The 18,354-nt window shown below is 70.0% G+C and carries 15 protein-coding genes, 3 pseudogenes and 1 riboswitch; of the genes and pseudogenes, 14 read left to right on the top strand and 4 right to left on the bottom strand.

From position 1 onward, the window contains the following. Positions 1-15: 15 nt before the first annotated feature. Entirely contained in the window at positions 16-315 is a 300-nt protein-coding gene (locus KCH48_RS08405; RefSeq protein WP_210571616.1) for a hypothetical protein, read from the bottom strand. A 273-nt stretch (positions 316-588) separates the two neighbouring features. On the opposite strand from KCH48_RS08405, the gene KCH48_RS08400 reads away from it, so the two are divergent. Continuing rightward, the gene (locus KCH48_RS08400; protein ID WP_210571608.1) at positions 589-1,815 is read left to right on the top strand and encodes a hypothetical protein; all 1,227 of its coding nucleotides are present in this window, start codon (positions 589-591) and stop codon (positions 1,813-1,815) included. 239 nt (positions 1,816-2,054) lie between these two features. Here KCH48_RS08400 and KCH48_RS42110 read toward each other — a convergent pair. Next, a pseudogene (locus KCH48_RS42110) lies at positions 2,055-2,164 on the bottom strand (LuxR C-terminal-related transcriptional regulator); the annotation flags it as partial. 10 nt (positions 2,165-2,174) lie between these two features. On the opposite strand from KCH48_RS42110, the pseudogene KCH48_RS08395 reads away from it, so the two are divergent. The 9 genes and pseudogenes from KCH48_RS08395 to KCH48_RS08355 all read left to right on the top strand — a co-directional run. Further along, positions 2,175-2,534: pseudogene (locus KCH48_RS08395) on the top strand (transposase); the annotation flags it as partial. A gap of 103 nt (positions 2,535-2,637) precedes the next feature. Then, a riboswitch (cobalamin riboswitch) is annotated at positions 2,638-2,865 on the top strand. Between the two features lie 150 nt (positions 2,866-3,015). Beyond that, on the top strand, positions 3,016-5,334 hold the full coding sequence (metE, locus tag KCH48_RS08390) for a 5-methyltetrahydropteroyltriglutamate--homocysteine S-methyltransferase (RefSeq protein ID WP_210571607.1): 2,319 nt from the start codon (positions 3,016-3,018) through the stop codon (positions 5,332-5,334). Between the two features lie 218 nt (positions 5,335-5,552). Further along, a complete protein-coding gene (locus KCH48_RS08385; protein ID WP_210571599.1) occupies positions 5,553-6,851 on the top strand; it encodes an extracellular solute-binding protein in 1,299 nt (432 codons plus the stop codon). A 7-nt stretch (positions 6,852-6,858) separates the two neighbouring features. Further along, positions 6,859-7,791 carry a carbohydrate ABC transporter permease gene (locus tag KCH48_RS08380; protein WP_210571597.1) on the top strand — a complete coding sequence of 311 codons (933 nt, stop codon included), beginning with the start codon at positions 6,859-6,861 and terminating at the stop codon, positions 7,789-7,791. After that, positions 7,788-8,669, top strand: a complete 882-nt coding sequence (locus tag KCH48_RS08375) for a carbohydrate ABC transporter permease (RefSeq protein ID WP_210571596.1) — start codon at positions 7,788-7,790, stop codon at positions 8,667-8,669. Before KCH48_RS08380 ends, KCH48_RS08375 begins: the two co-directional genes overlap by 4 nt. 23 nt (positions 8,670-8,692) lie before the next feature. Next, the gene (locus tag KCH48_RS08370) at positions 8,693-9,832 is read left to right on the top strand and encodes an ROK family protein (protein ID WP_210572221.1); all 1,140 of its coding nucleotides are present in this window, start codon (positions 8,693-8,695) and stop codon (positions 9,830-9,832) included. A gap of 45 nt (positions 9,833-9,877) precedes the next feature. Then, positions 9,878-11,407: a GMC oxidoreductase gene (locus KCH48_RS08365; RefSeq protein ID WP_210571594.1), complete on the top strand. Its 1,530-nt coding sequence runs from the start codon at positions 9,878-9,880 to the stop codon at positions 11,405-11,407. Then, a complete protein-coding gene (locus KCH48_RS08360) occupies positions 11,404-12,012 on the top strand; it encodes a nucleoside deaminase (RefSeq protein ID WP_210571592.1) in 609 nt (202 codons plus the stop codon). Before KCH48_RS08365 ends, KCH48_RS08360 begins: the two co-directional genes overlap by 4 nt. Next, positions 12,009-12,935: a sugar phosphate isomerase/epimerase gene (locus KCH48_RS08355; RefSeq protein ID WP_210571582.1), complete on the top strand. Its 927-nt coding sequence runs from the start codon at positions 12,009-12,011 to the stop codon at positions 12,933-12,935. Before KCH48_RS08360 ends, KCH48_RS08355 begins: the two co-directional genes overlap by 4 nt. On the opposite strand, the pseudogene KCH48_RS08350 reads toward KCH48_RS08355, so the two are convergent. Continuing rightward, positions 12,856-13,194 (bottom strand): annotated as a pseudogene (locus tag KCH48_RS08350) (sigma factor-like helix-turn-helix DNA-binding protein); the annotation flags it as partial. The gene KCH48_RS08355 and the pseudogene KCH48_RS08350 sit on opposite strands and share 80 nt — an antisense overlap. A 224-nt stretch (positions 13,195-13,418) precedes the next feature. Here KCH48_RS08350 and KCH48_RS08345 point away from each other — a divergent pair. The 4 genes from KCH48_RS08345 (at position 13,419) to KCH48_RS08330 (ending at position 17,048) form a co-directional block, all read left to right on the top strand. After that, positions 13,419-14,609, top strand: a complete 1,191-nt coding sequence (locus KCH48_RS08345; protein ID WP_210571574.1) for a GTP-binding protein — start codon at positions 13,419-13,421, stop codon at positions 14,607-14,609. Between the two features lie 71 nt (positions 14,610-14,680). Beyond that, a complete protein-coding gene (locus tag KCH48_RS08340; RefSeq protein ID WP_210571572.1) occupies positions 14,681-15,502 on the top strand; it encodes a class I SAM-dependent methyltransferase in 822 nt (273 codons plus the stop codon). A gap of 138 nt (positions 15,503-15,640) precedes the next feature. Next, positions 15,641-16,600 carry an ATP-binding protein gene (locus KCH48_RS08335; RefSeq protein ID WP_210571570.1) on the top strand — a complete coding sequence of 320 codons (960 nt, stop codon included), beginning with the start codon at positions 15,641-15,643 and terminating at the stop codon, positions 16,598-16,600. Positions 16,601-16,655: 55 nt separating this feature from the next. Then, complete coding sequence (locus KCH48_RS08330) at positions 16,656-17,048, top strand: SCO5389 family protein (RefSeq protein ID WP_210571568.1); 393 nt, start codon at positions 16,656-16,658, stop codon at positions 17,046-17,048. Between the two features lie 54 nt (positions 17,049-17,102). On the opposite strand, the gene KCH48_RS08325 is transcribed toward KCH48_RS08330, so the two are convergent. Beyond that, a complete protein-coding gene (locus KCH48_RS08325) occupies positions 17,103-18,005 on the bottom strand; it encodes a LysR substrate-binding domain-containing protein (RefSeq protein ID WP_210572220.1) in 903 nt (300 codons plus the stop codon). Positions 18,006-18,354 lie beyond the last annotated feature (349 nt).

The following is an 18,354-nucleotide window of genomic DNA, read 5'->3' as shown; positions in this document are numbered from 1 at the left end:
TCTGACGCCGACTTCCTACTGAGCGAACCATGTGCCCAGCGCACGCACCAGCGTGGTGGCGTCGAGGTCCACCCGGTCCGTGCGGGCGGTGACGGTGTTGACCCGTCCGGTCCACGCGGCCGCGGCGTCGCGGGCCTCCGCGCGGTCGACGAGGTCGAGCAGGAGCCCACGTCTCTCACGCAGCAGGTCCGCCGACCGGGTCACCGCGGTGACGACGTCCGGGCCGGGCCGCTCCAGCGTCAACTGGTCGTCGTCGAGGTCCGTCAGGTCGGAGAACATCTCCCACAGCGCCCTGGTCTGCGGGTCGGGTCGCATCAGGGCCCGCGGCGGCAGGTCACTTGAGCAGGCTCGTTGCCTGCCGCCCACCGACCGGAAGGGTTACGACGACAAAACTTCAGCATCGACCGGTCCGATACGCGCATCAGCTGGGCCTGGTTCTTGCCGCGGCCGTAGACGTGACAGAACAACCTGTCGGGGCTGATGGCGGCGTCCGGGCGCAGCCCCAGCTCTCTAACGTTCGTCTCAGGTGCGCTCGGTAGGAAGTAGGCATCCAGATAAGCGATGCAACCCGTATGTAGGAGGCTAGTGATGGCAGTCGACGCAGCGCCGACGGGGAAAGCGCCGCCCGGGCGGTTGAGGTTAGGGGCGGCCATCATGGCGCTGGCGACGGCGTTCGCTGTCGCCGCCTGCGGGTCGGACGCCGACAACAGTGCGGCGCCCGCCGCGACCGGATCGCACGGCGCGCACGCGAGCGGGTCGTCGGCTCCACCGCTGCCACTGCGCGCCGGCGAGCGGTTCGTCGACCTGAAGATGGCCGAGGCATACACGCCCGCGCCGCCGGAGGGCGGCACGGACGAGTACCGGTGCCAGGTGATCGATCCGGGCCTGACCGAGACGGCGTTCCTGACCGGGACCCAGTTCACGCCGGAGAACGTCGCCATCGCACACCACGCCATCGTGTACGCGGTGCCGCCGGGCGGCGCTGCCGCGGTGCGCGAGCAGGACGCGAAGACCCCCGGCCTCGGCTGGCAGTGTTTCGGCGGGACCGGCGTGGCCGGCGCCGAGGTGGAAGAGGGGGACGCGGCGTGGGTGGACACCTGGGCGCCGGGCGCCAAGGAGACGCTGCTCGACCAGGACGCCGGCTACAAGCTGGAGCCGGGCGGCCTGCTCGTCCTCCAGATCCACTACAACCTGCTCGCGACCGACGGCAAGTCGACCGGGTCGGACCGCTCGGCGGTGCGGCTGCGGCTGACGGACGGCACGCCGAAGACCCGGGAACTCGAGACGTGGTCGCTCGACGCGCCGACCGACCTGCCCTGCACCGCCGACGAGTCGGGTCCGCTCTGTGACCGGGCGGCCTCGATCGCGGACGTGAGGAAGCGGTTCGGGGCGGATGTCGGCGGGATGGCGGACGAACAGGTGGAGGAGTGCAACCAGGGCGGGGCGCCGAAGCCCGGTGACACCCAGTCCTGCGACCACAAGGTGGAGGCGCCGATGACACTGTTCGCCGGTTTCGGCCACATGCACATGCTCGGGCGGGCCATAAAGGTCGAACTCAACCCGGGCACGCCGAAGGCCAAGGTCGTGCTGGACGTGCCGCAGTTCGACTTCGACAACCAGCGGCTGATGAAGCTGCCGTCGCCGGTGGAGATCGGCCCGGGAGACACCCTGCGGGTGACGTGCACGCACGACGCGGGGCTGCGCAAACGCCTGCCGCAGCTGAGCAAGCTGCCGCCGCGCCACGTGGTGTGGGGCGACGGCACCAGCGACGAGATGTGCATTGGCATCATGGCGGTCTCCCCCCGCAAGTCCTGACGAGGCGTCGAACGTGTGTGAGCTCACTGAGTCAACAAGCCGAAAAACAGCTCTGAGCTCACACACGTCCGCACTGAACTCACACCCGTGCGGCGTCGTGACGGACGGGCGGTGACGTGGGCGGCTGCAGGCGAACCCGGCAGCGGAGCGGTCGATCACGCGGAGCGGATCGGCCCGGAGCGGTGCGGCTGGGAACTACGGTCGCGCCCCCGGCGGACGCGCGAGATGAAGCGCTGAATCGGCCGGGTGAGTCTCAGGTCGTAGGCGAGGATGACGCCTGGATCCGGTCCCGTGCGCCGATCTTGGCGAGGACCCGCCCGAGGTGGGTCTTCACCGTCGACTCCGACAACGGCGTCGTCCTCAAGGGTTGGCCGCGGGGGATGCGGCTGATCGCGCGCAAGGAACGACCGCACCCCGGCGCCCAGTTGCGCCTCACCGACGCCGACGGCCTGCGCCTCACCGTGTTCGCCACCAACACCACGAGTGTTCCGATCGCCGCCCTGGAACTGCGCCACCGCCAACGGGCAAGAGCCGAGGACCGTATCCGAAACGCCCGCGCCACCGGCCTGCGCAACCTGCCCCTCCACGACACCGCGCAGAACCAGATCTGGCTGGAGATCATCCAGATCGCCCTCGACCTGCTCGCTTGGATGCCCATGCTCGCCCTGAACTGCGCCGCCCGGCTCTGGGAGCCCCGTCGCCTGCGGCTTCGCCTGTTCCCACCCGACGCGACAGCCGGGCCACCACCCTGCCCGCAATCAACCCAACAAACCGAAACTGCTCACCAGTTGAACTGATGGACTGTCACGAAAGATCGAGGTTAAGCTGGCCGACGCAGCTGGTTCGCCCCGTCCGCCAGGCGGGATGCGTCGTAAGAGGGAACCCGGTGGAATTCCGGGACTGCCCCGCAGCGGTGAACGGGAACGACCGCCGTCATACGCACTGGGTCCATGAAGCGGGCCTGGGAAGCGACGGCCAGTAGATGTCTCCTCGTACGACGACGAGACGTGCCCGTGAGTCCGAAGACCTGCCAACTGCCCGTGTGCGAACCACTCGTGCGCGGACTTCCCGGTGACCTCGAGGGCGGGTCGGCGTACCACCGAGCGGACGGCCAGTGGCCGTTGCCGTCCGGTTGGTCACCCTTCGCGTTCTCGTCCCGTCTCCGGGATCTCAGGGATTCATCTCGCGAAGGAGATCTCCGTGACAAGCAAGCCCGCAGCCGCGGCAGCACGGGCCACCGTGTACGGCTACCCCCGCCAGGGCCCGCACCGGGAACTGAAGAAGGCGATCGAGGGCTACTGGAAGGGCCGCGTCACCGCCGACGCCCTCCGCGCCACCGCCGCCGAACTGCGCCGCAGCAACTGGCGGCAACTGTCCGGCGCCGGCATCCACGAGGTGCCGACCGGTGACTTCTCGTACTACGACCACGTCCTCGACACCACCGTCATGGTCGGCGCGATCCCCGAGCGGCACCGCGCCGCCGTCGAAGCGGACGCCCTGGACGGCTACTTCGCGATGGCACGCGGCACCCAGGACGTGGCGCCGCTGGAGATGACGAAGTGGTTCGACACCAACTACCACTATCTGGTCCCAGAGTTGGGGCCGGACACCGTGTTCACGGCGGACTCCGCCAAGCAGGTCACCGAGCTGAAGGAAGCCCACGCCCTGGGTCTGACGGCGCGTCCGGTCCTGGTCGGCCCCGTCACCTACCTCCTGCTCGCCAAGCCCGCCCCCGGCGTGCCCGCCGACTTCGACCCGATCACCCTCCTCGACCGGCTGCTGCCGGTGTACGCCGAGGTCCTCGCCGACCTGCGCGCCGCCGGCGCCGAATGGGTGCAGCTGGACGAGCCCGCCCTCGTCCAGGACCGCACCCCGGCCGAACTGAACGCCGCCGACCGGGCGTACCGGGAACTCGGCGCCCTCACCGACCGGCCGAGGCTGCTGGTCGCCTCGTACTTCGACCGGCTCGGCGACGCGCTGCCGGTGCTGGCCAAGGCCCCGGTCGACGGACTCGCGCTGGACTTCACCGAGGCCGCCGCCGCCAACCTGGACGCCCTCGCCGCGGTCGGCGGGCTGCCCGGCAAGCGGCTGATCGCCGGCGTTGTCAACGGCCGCAACATCTGGGTCAACGACCTGTCGGCGTCGCTCGCCACGCTCGGCACCCTGCTTGGCCTGGCCGAGCGGGTCGACGTCGCGGCCTCCTGCTCCCTGCTGCACGTCCCCCTCGACACGGCGGCCGAGCGGGACATAGAGCCGCAGATCCTGCGCTGGCTCGCCTTCGCCCGGCAGAAGACCGCCGAGATCGTCACCCTCGCCAAGGGCCTCGCACGCGGCACCGACGCGATCACCGCCGAACTCGCCGCCAACCGCGCCGACCTGGCCTCCCGCGCCAACTCCCCCATCACCCGCGACCCGGCCGTACGGGCCCGCGCCACGGCCGTCACCGCGGCCGACGCCCACCGCTCCCAGCCGTACGCCGAGCGGGCCGCCGCCCAGCGCGCCCACCTCGGCCTGCCGCCGCTGCCGACCACCACCATCGGCTCGTTCCCGCAGACCGGCGAACTGCGTTCGGCACGCGCGGACTTGAAGGCGGGCCGGATCGACACGGCCGGCTACGAGGAGCGGATCAGGGCGGAGATCCAGGAGGTGATCTCCTTCCAGGAGAAGACCGGCCTGGACGTCCTGGTGCACGGCGAGCCCGAACGGGGCGACATGGTCCAGTACTTCGCCGAGCAGCTCACCGGCTACCTCGCCACCCAGCACGGCTGGGTCCAGTCCTACGGCACCCGCCACGTCCGCCCGCCGATCCTGGCCGGCGACATCTCCCGCCCCGAGCCGATGACGGTGCGCTGGACGACGTATGCCCAGTCCCTCACCGCACGCCCCGTCAAGGGCATGCTCACCGGCCCGGTCACCATGCTCGCCTGGTCCTTCGTCCGCGACGACCAGCCGCTCGGCGAGACGGCCCGGCAGGTCGCGCTGGCACTCCGGGACGAGGTGAACGACCTCGAGGCGGTCGGGACTTCGGTGATCCAGGTCGACGAACCGGCCCTGCGCGAGACGCTGCCGCTGCGCGCCGCCGACCACCCCGCCTACCTGGCCTGGGCCACGGAGGCGTTCCGTCTGACGACGAGCGGCGTGCGCCCGGACACGCAGATCCACACCCACATGTGCTACGCGGAGTTCGGCGACATCGTCCAGGCCATCGACGACCTCGACGCGGACGTCATCAGCCTGGAGGCGGCCCGCTCCCATATGCAGGTCGCCCGTGAACTCGCCGGGCACGGCTATCCGCGCGAGGCCGGACCCGGCGTGTACGACATCCACTCCCCGCGCGTGCCGAGCGCCGAGGAGGCGGCCGAACTCCTGCGCACCGCCCTGAAGGCGATCCCCGCCGACCGGCTGTGGGTCAACCCCGACTGCGGCCTGAAGACCCGCGCCTGGCCGGAGACCCGTTCCTCATTGGAGAACCTGGTCACCGCGGCCCACACGGTCCGCGCCGAACTGCCCACACCCTGACCACCTGCCTCCCACCGGCCGGGGCGCCCCGTACGCCCCGGCCGGGTTCAGCACACGACCCCGCAGCACAGGTGATTGCACATATCGGGACGAATGGATTTCGCTACAAGTTCCGAAATTATTCGTGACGGGTGCGCCACTTGGCCGAAATGCGCGCTCCATACCTTCCTGGAATCGCACCTCTGCCCTCAGTGCCTTCAGGAGACAGGAGCCCCCGCGTGCCACATTCCCTGCGCCGCGGCGCCCTACGGCTGACCGCCGGTATAGCGCTCATCTGCACCTTCGCCCTTGCGGGCTGCGGGCGCGGCGGTGACACCGCCGCGACGGGCACCGCCGAGCCCGTCGACGACTCTCCGGCCACCGGCAGCGTCGATGTCTGGGCCGCCCAGGGCGACGCCGATGTGCTCGAGAAGGTCATCGAGCCCTTCAAGGCCGACAACCCCGACGTCAAGGTCAATTTCACGCTGATCCCGAACGGCGAGTACTACACCAAGCTCCAGTCGGCCGTCGCGGCGGGCAAGGGACCCGATGTCGCCCAGTTCTTCCCCGAGTCGCAGGCGCAGTTCCTCGATCCGTCGATCCTGCAGCCCGTGCCGGACGGCCTCGTCGACAAGGGCAGCTTCTTCAAGAGTCTCTGGGACGCGGGTGTGGTCAAGAACGTGGCCTATACGGTCCCCTGGTACGCCTACACCTACGCGCTCGTCTACCGCTCCGACCTCGCCGACAAGGCGGGCGTGAAGGCGCCGACGACGTGGAAGGACACGGTTCCCTTCCTGAAGGCGATGCAGGACGCCGGCGCCGGACGTGGCCTCGCAGCCGACATCGGCTGGGACATCTTCAACGGCCAAGACGTCGCGATGTACGCCTGGCAGGCCGGCGGCTCGCTGTTCTCCTCCGACGGCAAGTGGACCCTGGACACGCCGGAGATGGCCGAGGCGATCAAGTACAACGCGTCATTCTTCACCTCGGGCGCCGCCGACACCAGCACGCCCACCTTCCTGGACGCTCAGCCGTACTTCACCTCTGGCAAGACCGCTTCGATGATCACGGGCCCTTGGGTCATCGGCCAGCTCGACAAGGCCGCGGGCAAGGACGGCTGGACCACCTCCCACGTCGCCACCGCGCCCCTGCCGGCCGGGGACTCCAGCGGCGCCTCCTTCTCCGCCGGAGGCAGTTGGGGCGTACTCGCCGACAGCGACAACGCGGACGCGTCCTGGAAGTTCGTCCGCCACCTCGCGGAGCCGAGCACCCAGGTCGCGCAGTACAAGGCATACAGCTCGCTGCCGGCCGTCATCTCCGCCTGGGACGACCCGGCCATCGCGGACCAGCCGCTGCTGGACGCCTTCTTGACGCAGATGAAGAACACCCGGGCGTTCCCCCAGGTGACCACCTGGCAGCAGGTCGCGACCCGGCTGGGCAAGGAGATCGAGGCCGTGGCCAAGGGCACGGAGAGCGCGGAGAAGGCCGCAGCGAACGTCCAGGCGTACGCCGAGAGCGTCGGCACCGGTGCGGAGTGATCCGCGGATGACGACCAACAACGTCAAGATGACCACCGGCATCGTCAACGTGCGCCGCCGCCGGGGCGGCGGCGCCCGGCGAACGGCTGTCGCCTGGCTGTTCCTGGCACCGTTCACCGTCGTGTTCCTGCTCTACACGGCGATCCCCACCGTCGCCGCGCTCGGGTTCAGCCTCACCGATCTGCGGGGCACGGATCTGCGGCATCCGTTCGCGGTCGACTTCACGGGCCTCGAGAACTATCTCCGGCTGTTCCGGGACCAGAGTTTCCTGCGGGACCTCGTGAACACCGCCGTCTTCGTGGCCGTCGGCGTGCCGCTGACCATGGGGACCGGGTTCGCGCTGGCCCTGGCGCTGAATTCCGGCATCCGGCGACTGCGCGGGATGTTCCGCACGGTCTTCTTCGCACCGGTCGTCACCAACGTCGTGGCGGTCGCCCTGATCTGGCAGTACGCCTTCAACGACGGCGGCACCGTCAACAAGGTGCTCGGCGCTGTCGGCTTCGCCGGACCGAACTGGCTGGACGACCCGAACCTGGCCATGCCCGTGGTCATCCTGCTGGGCATCTGGCGCAACTTCGGCATCGCGATGGTGCTGTTCCTCGCCGGTCTGCAGGCGATTCCCCGAGACGTGTACGAGGCCGCCGCCCTCGACGGGGCGGGCCGGTGGCGGCAGTTGAGGCACATCACCCTGCCACTGCTGCTGCCCACCATCCTTCTGGTCTCGGTGCTGCTGACCGTCTTCTTTCTCCAGGTGTTCGACGAGCCGTATCTGCTCACGGACGGCGGCCCGCTCGGTTCCACCGAGTCCGTGGCGCTGTACACCTACCACCAGTTCGGAGCGGGCGAGTTGGGGATGTCATCCGCCGCGTCCTTCGTGATGCTCGTGCTCGTGGCCGTGGTGAGTCTCGTCCAGTTCCGACTGCTGAGGTCCCGCACATGACCGCCGTCGCCGCGTTCGAAGACGCCCACCTGACCACCGGCCGGATCGCCGTGCGCCGCCGGTCCGTCTCCCGGCCGCTGCTGTACGGCGCGCTGGTGCTGTGCGCGCTGCTCACGATGCTGCCGTTCCTCTGGGTGATCAGCGGCTCGCTGCGCAGCCTCGACGAGATCCGCTCCGACCCCGGCGCCTGGCTCCCCACCGACGTCACCTTCGACAACTTCGTACGGCTGTTCAGCACCGAAGGCTTCGGCCGGTTCATGGTCAACAGCATCGTGGTCGCGGCCCTCGTGGTGGCCGGCAACATCGTGACGGCCTCGGCTGCCGGCTACGCGCTCGCCAAGCTCGACTTCGCGGGCAAGCGGATCGCGTTCGGCGCGGTCATGGCGGCGCTGATGGTGCCGCTCACCGCGGTGTTCGTCCCGCAGTTCGTGATCACCGTCGACCTGGGCCTGGCGGACACCCTCGCCGGTATCGCCCTGCCCGGCATGGCGCTGCCGCTGTCGGTGTTCATCATGCGGCAGTACGCGATGTCGGTTCCCGACGAGCTCCTCGAAGCGGCGCGGATCGACGGCGCGGGCGAGTTCCGGATCTTCTTCCGGATCTTCCTGCCGCTGGCCGGACCCGCGGTCGCGACGATCACGATCATGTCGTTCCTCACCTCGTGGAACAACTTCATCTGGCCGCTCATCGTCGCCCAGAGCATGTCCAGTTACACGCTGCCGGTGGGCCTCGCCGCCACCAGTCAGGCCGCGGCACACGTCACCGACTACGGCCTGATGCTGGCCGGCGCGATCGTCGTGATGCTGCCCGTGCTCGTCCTCTTCCTGTTCCTGCAGCGTTACTTCGTGCAGGGCATCTCCGGAACGGGCATGCGGTGACGCGGGCCGCGCCGACGACCGGCATGAACGGCCTGAACCAGAGCGCGGTACGACGGGTCAACACCTCCGTCATCCTGCGCGCGTTGGCGGTGTCGGCCGAGCCGACGACATTGACCGCGCTCGCCGAGCACGCCGGGCTCTCCCGCCGCACCATCGAGCTGATCCTCGACTCGCTCGTCGAGGCGGGCTGGGTGACCGAGCTGGACCGGGTTCCGACGAGCGGCGGTGCCGGTCGACCCGCCCGGCGGTACGAACTGCGGGCCGAGCAGGCCCTGTTGGCTGCGGTGCGCATCACCACCTCGGACGCGTCGGCGGCCGTCGCCGATGTACGCGGCCGTGTCCTCGGCCGCGCGCACCGGCCGCTGCGCGCCTACCAGGATCCGCAGGTCACCCTCGACGACGTCGCGGCGCTGGTGCGGGCGGCGCTCGACGACGCGGGCGGCTCGGCGGACCGGCTGCGGGCCGGTGCGGTCGCGGCCGGCGGTGCCATTGACGACGACGGAGTCGTACGGCGCCTGGTGCACACGACGCGCTGGGAAGGCGTGCACCTGCCCGATGAACTCGCGCGCCGCATCCCTGTGCCCTGGTTCGCCGACAACGACTCCAACCTCGGTGCCCTCGCGGAGCGTTGGCGCGGTGTGGCCGACGACCACGACAACGTCGTCTGGGCGGTGCTCGGGAACCGCACCGGTCTCGGCATCCTCATCCGGGGGGCCGTACACCGCGGTCTCGACGGCGCCGCCGGTGAAATCGTCGAAGCGGGGTCGATGCCGACCGGCTCGGTCGAGAACCACCCCGTCGCCGGGCTGACCTCACCGGAGGCGGCCCAACGCGGCGTCGCACTCCGCCGGTTCGAAGCGGCTCGCTCCGGCGACGCGACCGCGCTCGCGGAGGTCGACGAGCTCGTGAGGAACATCGCCTCGATCCTCACCACCCTGTCGTGGACGATCGCACCCTCGCTGATCGTGCTCGGCGGGGGTCTGGAGGACGCGGCCGATGTGCTGCTGCCCCGGGTGCGCGAGGCGCTGCGCCGTGCCCGCACACCCGCGGTCGAGCTGCGCGCCACCGGCCTGGGCCGCGACGCCCCGCTGATCGGCGCCGTCAAGCTGGCGCTCGACCGCATGGACACCGAGCTGTTCGGCCCGCTGATCCCCCGTGCGTGATCGCGTACGCCCCCCACAGCCCCTTGTGCGAGACAGGAGCATTCCTTGACCGACACCCCGCGCACCGACGTCCTCGTCGTCGGCAGCGGCATCATGGGATCCGTCGTGGCCCGACTGCTGCGCGACACCGATCCGGCGCTGCGCATCACGATGGTCGACGGCGGTACTGCGATCGGCGAGGTCCCCGGCCGTCATCTGCACGACGTGGACGACCCGGTGCTGTGGTCGCGCTACAACGAACAGGTCACCACCGGCATCCAGGGCATGTACACGGGCGCCGAAGTGGTGCGCGACGTGGCCGGCAGCCTCACCGAGCTGCCGCCCGGCATGTTCCACGCGCTCGCCTTCGGCGAGGACGCCGAGGCGATGCCCGCGACGGCGCTCGCCTGGAACGCGGGCGGCATGGGCGTGCACTGGACCGCCGCGACACCGTGGCCCGCGGGAGACGAGGTGTTCGACTTCGGCGACCCGGCACGCTGGGCGGCGGATCTGGACACCGCGCGCCGGGTGCTCGCGGTGACCCCCTCCCCTATCGGTCCGACGGAGGTCGGCCGACTGGTACTCGACGTACTGCGTCGACGCTACGACGGGACGGGACCGGACGACCGCGGCCCGCAGCCGATGCCCATGGCCGTCACCGCGTCCGCATCGGGCCCCCTGCCGCGCACCGCTCCAGGGACGGTCTTCCCACCGCTCGCGACCGGCGGCGACCCGGCCTTCACCCTGGTCACCCGCACCCTCGTGACGTCCCTCGTCATGTCGGACGGCCGGGTCACCGGCGCCCGGCTGCGTCGGGTCGCCGACGGCGCCGAGTCCGAACTCCGCGCGGACGCCGTGGTGGTGTGCGCCGACGCGCTGCGCACCCCGCAGCTGCTGTTCGCCTCGGGCATACGGCCCGACGCCCTCGCCCGCCACCTCAACGAGCACGCCTTCGTCACCGCCCGCGTGCTGCTCGACCTCGACCGGTTCGGCCTCGACCTGGACGCCCTGCCCCTGCCGCGCACCGGCGAGTTCTGCACGGACTCCCTCTGGCTGCCGCAGACCGGCGCGGCACAGCCCTTCCACGGACAGATCATGAACCGGACGTACGTCGACGACGACGGCCGCCCTCTCGCGCATTCCGTAGGCCTCTCGCTCTACGTCCCCGTCGAGTCCCGCCCCGAGAACCGGCTGGTGTTCTCCGACACCGAGACCGACCTCGCCGGTATGCCGCGGATCGGCATCGAGTTCGGCTACTCCGACTCCGACCGTGCGCTGATACGACGGGCACTGGCCGAAGTCGGGGCGCTCGCCGAGGAGTTCGGCCCGTTCGATCCGCACACCGAACGCGCGCTGCTCCCGCCGGGCTCCTCCCTGCACCTGACGGGCACCGTCCGGTCCGGCACCGCCGACGACGGCACCAGCGTGTGCGACCCGGACGGCAGGGTGTGGGGCTTCGACAACCTGTACCTCGCCGGCAACGGGGTGATCCCGACGGCGATGGCCGCCAACGTCACGCTGACAGGCACGGTGACCGCGGTGCGGGCCGCCCACGCCGTGGCCGAGCGTCTTGCACTGATGGGAGTTGGATCATGATCGACATCGCGAAGGAATACCGTGTGGCCCTGCCGGCTTGGATCGACGACGAGCTGGCCGACGTGCCCTCCGTCATCCCGGGCCGCGACGACCGGATGCGCCTCGTGCACCGCCTCGCCGAGCGCAACTGGCGCGAGGGCAACGGCGGCCCGTTCGCGGCAGTCGTCGCCGAGCGGGACACCGGCCGGATCGTCTCCGTGGGTGTGAACGTCGTGCTCGCCTCCGGGGTGTCGAGCGCGCACGCCGAAGTCGTAGCGCTGGGTCTCGCCCAGCGGGCGACCGGCGGCTGGGACCTCGGCGGCCCGGGCATGCCGACGCACGAGCTGGTCGTGAACTGGCGTCCGTGCGTGCAGTGTTACGGCGCGACGATGTGGTCCGGGGTGCGCGACCTCGTGGTCGCCGGCGAGGGCCCGGAGCTGGAGGAGATCACCACGTTCGACGAAGGCCCGCTCGGCGCGGACTGGGCGGAGCAGTTCGAGGCCCGCGGCATCGAAGTCGTACGGGATGTGCTCCGGGACGAAGCGCTAGCCGTGTTCCGGAACTATCGGGATGCGGTCGACGCCGATGGCGTCGTCGTCTACAACGCGCGCGGAGGTGCCGTATGACACCGCGGTTCGCAACCGACATCATCACCTTCTACCACCCGGATTTCTGGGGCCTCGAATCCGCGGACGCCGTGCGCGACTGGGCCTCGGCGAACCCTGAGAGCTTCTGGCAACGGGTGATGGACGCGCTGACCGAGGCCGGCGTCACCGGCATCGAGTTGACCTTCGCGCCCGGCGACATCGACTCGGCGTTGCGTGCCTTCGGCAGCACACGGGCGTTCCGCCGCGCACTCGATGCCCGGGGCCTGTCCGTCGTGAGCGCGTTCATCGCCGGGAGCGACGCCCCCGACTGGCGGGACAGCGAGAACCTGCCCGGGATCGTCGCCGACGCCGAGCGACGCGCCGCCTTCCTCGCCGACATGGGAGCCGAACTCCTCGTCGCCGGACTGCCCATGCGAACGACGTTCGGCACGCGCCCGCCCTTCTTCGTCGACGCCGACTACATGACGCGGATGGCCGACATCGCCCACGTGGTCGGCGAGGCCGTCGCCCGGCACGGGGTGAAGCTCGCCTTCCACACGGAGTCGAACAGCACGCTCTGGTACGAGCGCGACATCGACCTGTTCATGGCTCTGACCGATCCACGGTACGTGTGGCTGTGCCCCGACTCCTGCCACATCGCGCTCAGCGGAGGCGACCCCGTAGCCGTCGCACATCGCCACGCGCAGCGCATCGCGCTGGCGCACTGGAAGGACGCGGTCAGGCCGATCGACGTCCACCTGACCATCGACGAAACGGTCTTCGCCCAACAGCAGCCCTACATGGCCGAATTGGGCACCGGCATCGTGGACTGGAGAGGATGGGCCGACGCTATGTCCCGCACTCCCGGCGCCGGCACCATCCTCATCGAACTGGACGAGGCTCCCGATCCCATCGCCGCACTCCGGGCAGGGACGGCCGTAGCCCGGGAGGCCGGGACATGACCGGCTCCTCGCCCGCGAGCCGGTGCTCGCGGGCGTACCCCCCCAGCAGTGCACGCAGGCGCCTACGCCCCCGGTACAGCCGCGACAGCACCGTGCCGACGGGCGTCCCCATGATGTCGGCGATCTCCCGGACGGCGAAGCCCTCCACCTAGGCGAGGTGCCCGGCGATCCGGAAGTCCTCCGGGATGGCACGCAGCGCCGCCTCGACGTCGGCGTCAGCGATGTGGTCGAGCACCTCCGACTCGGCGGACCGAAGGCCTGGTGGCGCGCGAGCAGTCGGAACAGGACGCCCGTTCCATGTCGTGAGCGTCCGTCGCCACTTGTTCGACCACCTCGAAGGCGTGGACCTGGCCGGGCTGGCCACCGCGTTCCAGCACATCGCCGCCACCGGCTGACGACTGGAGGCGCGGTCCAATCGCCCGTAGTAATGGGATCCATTTTCATGTAGCGTGATGGTGCTCTCGCCCACCCAGGAGAACCGCCATGCCTTCCCCCGACCCGTCCGACCGTCTGCCCGTCACCGTGCTGTCCGGGTTCCTGGGAGCGGGCAAGACGACGTTGCTCAACCATGTCCTCGGCAACCGTGAGGGCCTGCGGGTCGCGGTCATCGTCAATGACATGAGCGAGATCAACATCGACGCCGCGCTGGTGCGCGGCGGCGAGGCCGCTCTGTCGCGGACCGAGGAGCGCCTGGTCGAGATGACCAACGGGTGCATCTGCTGCACGCTGCGGGACGATCTGCTGGAGGAGGTCGACCGGCTGGCCCGCGAGGGCCGCTTCGACTACCTCCTCATCGAGTCGTCCGGCATCTCGGAGCCGATGCCGGTCGCGGCCACCTTCGCCTTCGCCCGCGACGACGGCGCCACCCTCGGCGACCTGGCCCGGCTGGACACCATGGTCACGGTCGTGGACGCCGCGAACTTCGTGCGCGAACTGGCGGGCGGCGACGAGCTGGTGGAGCGAGGGCTCGACCAGTACGAGGACGACGAGCGCACCGTCAGCGATCTGCTGATGGACCAGGTCGAGTTCGCCGACGTGATCGTCGTCAACAAGCTCGACCTCGTCGACACCGCGACGGCCGACCGGCTGCGCGCGACGCTCGCCCGCCTCAACCCGGCCGCCCGGATCGTCCCCGCCGAGCACGGCCGGGTCGACGTCCGCGAGGTGCTGGGCACCGGTCGGTTCGACCTGGAGCGCGCCCAGCAGGCGCCGGGCTGGGTCCGGGAGCTGAATGGCGACCATGTCCCGGAGACCGAGGAGTACGGCATCTCCTCCACCGTCTTCCGCGCCGAACTGCCCTTCCACCCCGGCCGGTTGTGGACGTTCGTGAGCGAGCAGCTGGACAGCGGGGTCTTCGGGGAGGTCCTGCGCTCCAAGGGCTTCTTCACCCTGGCCAGCCGCCCGCAGGTGACGGGGCTGTGGTCGCAGGCCGGTGCGGTGGCCCGCTTCGAGCCGTCCACGGCGCGGGACGAGGAGGCGCCGTACGCGCAGGAACTGGTCTTCATCGGCACCGAGTTGCAGACCGAACCGCTGCGCGCCGCGCTGTCCGCCTGTCTGATGCGGGCCGGTGAAGCGCCGCCCGCCACCGACCCCTTCCCGGCCTGGGAGACGTACGGCATCGACGACGCCTGCGAGCACGAAGAGCACCCCGAGCTGGTCGCGGGGGCCCACTGACTCCGGGCCGGGCGGTGGACGCAGCCACGGCACCGCCCGGCCCGGCACGGACACCGAACCGGGAGGCTGCCATGACTCAGCACACCGTACGTCTGGGCACGGTCCAGGAGACCCTGCTCATCCCGCTCTACGGCCGCGCGGTGGAGAACCGCAAGCCGGAAGCAGCCCTGCGCGACGCGCGGGCCGAGGAGATCGTCGCCTCGATCGACTACGACTTCGCCCGTTTCGACGACGGGCCGAGTCTGCTCGGCTCGGTGCTGCGCACGAGTCTGTTCGACCACTGGGTGCGGGACTTCCTCGCCGAACACCCCGAGGGCACGGTCGTCGAGATCGGCACCGGCCTCAACACCCGGTACGAGCGCGTCGACAACGGCCGGGTGCGCTGGTTCGACCTCGATCTGCCCGACGTGGTCGACCTGCGCCGGACCTTCTTCAAGGACACCCCGCGCCGGACGATGATCCCGGCATCGGTGACGGACGCGTCATGGGCCGAATCGCTGCCCACGGACGGCCCGTACTTCCTCGCCGCCGAGGCCGTCCTGCCGTACCTCGAGGAGAAGGACGTCCGCAGTGTCGTCGATCTCCTCGCCGACCGCTTCCCGGGCTCGCTGCTGGCCTTCGACACGACGGGCCCCGGCATGGTCGACACCCAGGACGAGCACGATGCACTCAGCAAGGTCGACGCACGGCTGACGTGGAACTGCACGGACCCGGCCCGGCTCGCCGAGTGGCGCCCCGGGGTCCAGGTCCTCGCCTCGCACACGCTGGCCACCCTGCCGTCCGCGATGTACGACGAACTGCCGCGCGGCCACCAGGAGATGCTCACCGGCCTCGCCGCGATGAAGCTGCCGCAGGTCGAGGACTACCGGCTCAATCTTGTACGACTCCCCTGACGGGCGCCTCCCGCATTACTACCGAATTTTCAACTTGCCGTGCCTGCCGCCCAGTTGAGTGTCCGCGGATTTGACACCGGGCCCCTGCGATCACCAATCTACGTTCATGACATTCATTTCCAATAGGGGCGGTTAGGCATGCGCGTGGCCTTCGTGGGTAAAGGCGGCAGCGGCAAGACGACCCTGTCCGCACTCTTCGCCCGTCATCTCGCGCGCTCGGGCGCGCCCGTCGTCGCCATGGACGGCGACATCAACCAGCACCTGGCCTACGCCCTCGGGCTCGACGAGGACGAGGTCTTCGCCGCGCCGCCGCTCAGTGCGCGGACCGGTGAGATCAAGGACTATCTGCGGGGCACGAACCCGCGGATCCCGTCCCGTGAGGCGATGGTGAAGACCACGCCGCCCGGGCGCGGCTCGCGGCTGCTCCGGCTGCTCGGCGACGACGAGATCCACTCGCTCCACGTCCAGCGGGTCGGCGAGGTGTCCCTGATGGTCACCGGCGCCTTCGACGAGAGCGATCTCGGGGTGGCCTGCTACCACTCCAAGCTGGGCGCGGTCGAGCTGTACCTCAACCATCTGGTCGACGGCCCCGGCGAGTACGTCGTCGTCGACATGACGGCCGGCGCGGACGCCTTCGCCTCGGGGCTGTTCACCCGGTTCGACATGACGTTCCTGGTCGTCGAGCCGACCCGGAAGAGCGTCTCGGTCTACCGCCAGTACCGCGACCACGCGGCCGAGTTCGGCATCCCGGTCGCCGTGGTCGGCAACAAGGTCACCGGCGCGGACGACCTCGACTTCCTGCGCCGGCACGTCGGCGACGACCTCCTCGCCCACTGCGAGCAGTCCGCCTTCGTCCGCGCCCAGGAACAGGGCCGCGACCAGGGCGAGCTGGAGCCCGCCAACGCCGAGGCCCTGCAGCGGCTGCAGGCCGCCGTCGACGCCCGTACGAAGGACTGGGCGGCCTTCCAGCGGCACGCCGTCGAGTTCCACCTCCGCAACGCCACGGCCTGGGCCAACGAGGCCACCGGCCGGGACCTCGCCGACCAGGTCGACCCCGATTTCGAGCACGGCCCCGCGGCGCTCGCGGCCTTCGCCTGACCCCACCGCACCCCCTGCGTTCCACCACCAGCACAACAGACAGGACACCCCCTTCATGTCGCTCGACGTCTCCCCGCAGCTGCTCGCCGAAGCCGAGAACGGACAGGTGCGGGAAGAGGACTTCGTGGATACGGTCCGTACGTCCCTGCCGTACGCCTACGATCTGATCGCCCGTCTGGTCGGCGAACTGGGTGCCGGTCAGGCCGAGTTCGCCGACAACCAGACCCCGCCGCCCTCCGAGAAGGAGCGCGGTCAGCTGCTGCGGGCGCTGTCCAGCGACGCGATCCGCGGCAGCCTGGAGCGGCACTTCGGCGTCGCCCTCGCCTTCCAGAACTGCCACCGCGTCGCCGTGTTCCCGCCGCAGGCGCGCGGCGGTGAGACGTACACCCGCTTCACTTCTCTGCGCGCCCAGATCCTGAACCAGTCGCCGGAGTTCCGCGACTGCTGAGGCCGCATGCCTGCCGCCGCGACCCTGGACATCAGGGTCGCGGCGGAGCAGGGGTCAACTCCGGGTCAGATCCCGCGCGGTGCGGCTGATTCGGTCGAGCGCGACGCGGGCGGCAACGACGGCCGGGTGATCGTGGCTGCCCGTTCGGGTGGCGATGAGGACGCGCCGAGCGTTCGGCGGCGTCAGCTCGGTGAGTGTCACCGTAGGAGCGTGGACGCCCAAGGCAAGTTGGGGCAGGAATCCGACCGCCTGCCCGGCTTCGATCAATCGCACATGGAAGGTGAGGTCGGTCGACTGGTAGCGAACGTGGGGTTCAAAGCCGGCCTGGCGACAGACGGCGTCGGCCCAGCGCCTGGCGGCATTGCCCTCGGGCTCCATGACCCAAGGCAGGTGCGCGAGAGCCGCGAGTTGCGGCGGCTCGCCATCCGGTGCGGTGGCCAGAAGAAGAGGATCCTCGAGCAGAAGCTGAGTGTGCAGGCCGGTCAGAGCCCACGGCGGTTCTCCCGGGTACTCCTCGGCGAGGACCAGGTCGAATTCGTGCGCGACAAGTGCCCGCAGCGGTGTGCGTTCGTTCTCCTGATGCACGTGGACGCGAAGCCGCGGATGCTCGCGCTGAAGCAGCTCCACGGCAGGTAGGACCAGGGTCTTGGCAGCAGTCTGGAAGGTTGCGACCCGCAAGTCCCCCTCGAGCACAGTTTTCGTCCGCGCGATATCCGCCTCGGCCTGCTCGAGCCGGTCCAAGATCGCCTCGATATGCACGACCAGCATCTCCGCCGCGGGCGTCAGACGGACCCGACGTCCCATAGGTTCCAGGAGCGGGACGCCCACCTCGGCCTCCAGCTGCGAAAGCTGCGACGAGATGGTCGAAGGACTGTACGAGAGGGCCGAAGCCACAGCTGCAAGGGTGCCGCGGTGCTTGAGTTCGCGCAGCAACCGAAGCCGGTGAAGGTCGTACATCACGTACCAATCGCCGCTCGCGACCAACCGATTCGTCGCTCGAGACAACCGATCGTACGGGAAAACATTCGCCGACCCGCATTGAGCCGCCGAGAGGCCAGGTCCAGGTCGGCTTGATTGGTCGAAAAAACCGACGAGTGCGCATCGATAACGACGACTGGACCGGACATTGGTGGGCGCCTAGCATTCCAGAACCGCGAGATTCGGCCACCCCGAGATCCGCGCTACGGCCGAAGCAGCCCGCAGCGCATGGGGATGGGTCATCAGTTCTCCCCACGCTGTCGTCGCTGCCTGCCGGCCCGTCCCCCCGCCGCAGGCCGATCAGATGTCCCGCCGTGCGAATTCGGAG

The sequence above is a fragment of the Streptomyces sp. GESEQ-4 genome, assembly GCF_017948455.1.
In the GTDB taxonomy this organism is placed as follows: domain Bacteria; phylum Actinomycetota; class Actinomycetes; order Streptomycetales; family Streptomycetaceae; genus Streptomyces.
Note: the sequence above shows the minus strand (reverse complement) of the source record. Positions and strands in the feature narration are given on the sequence as shown.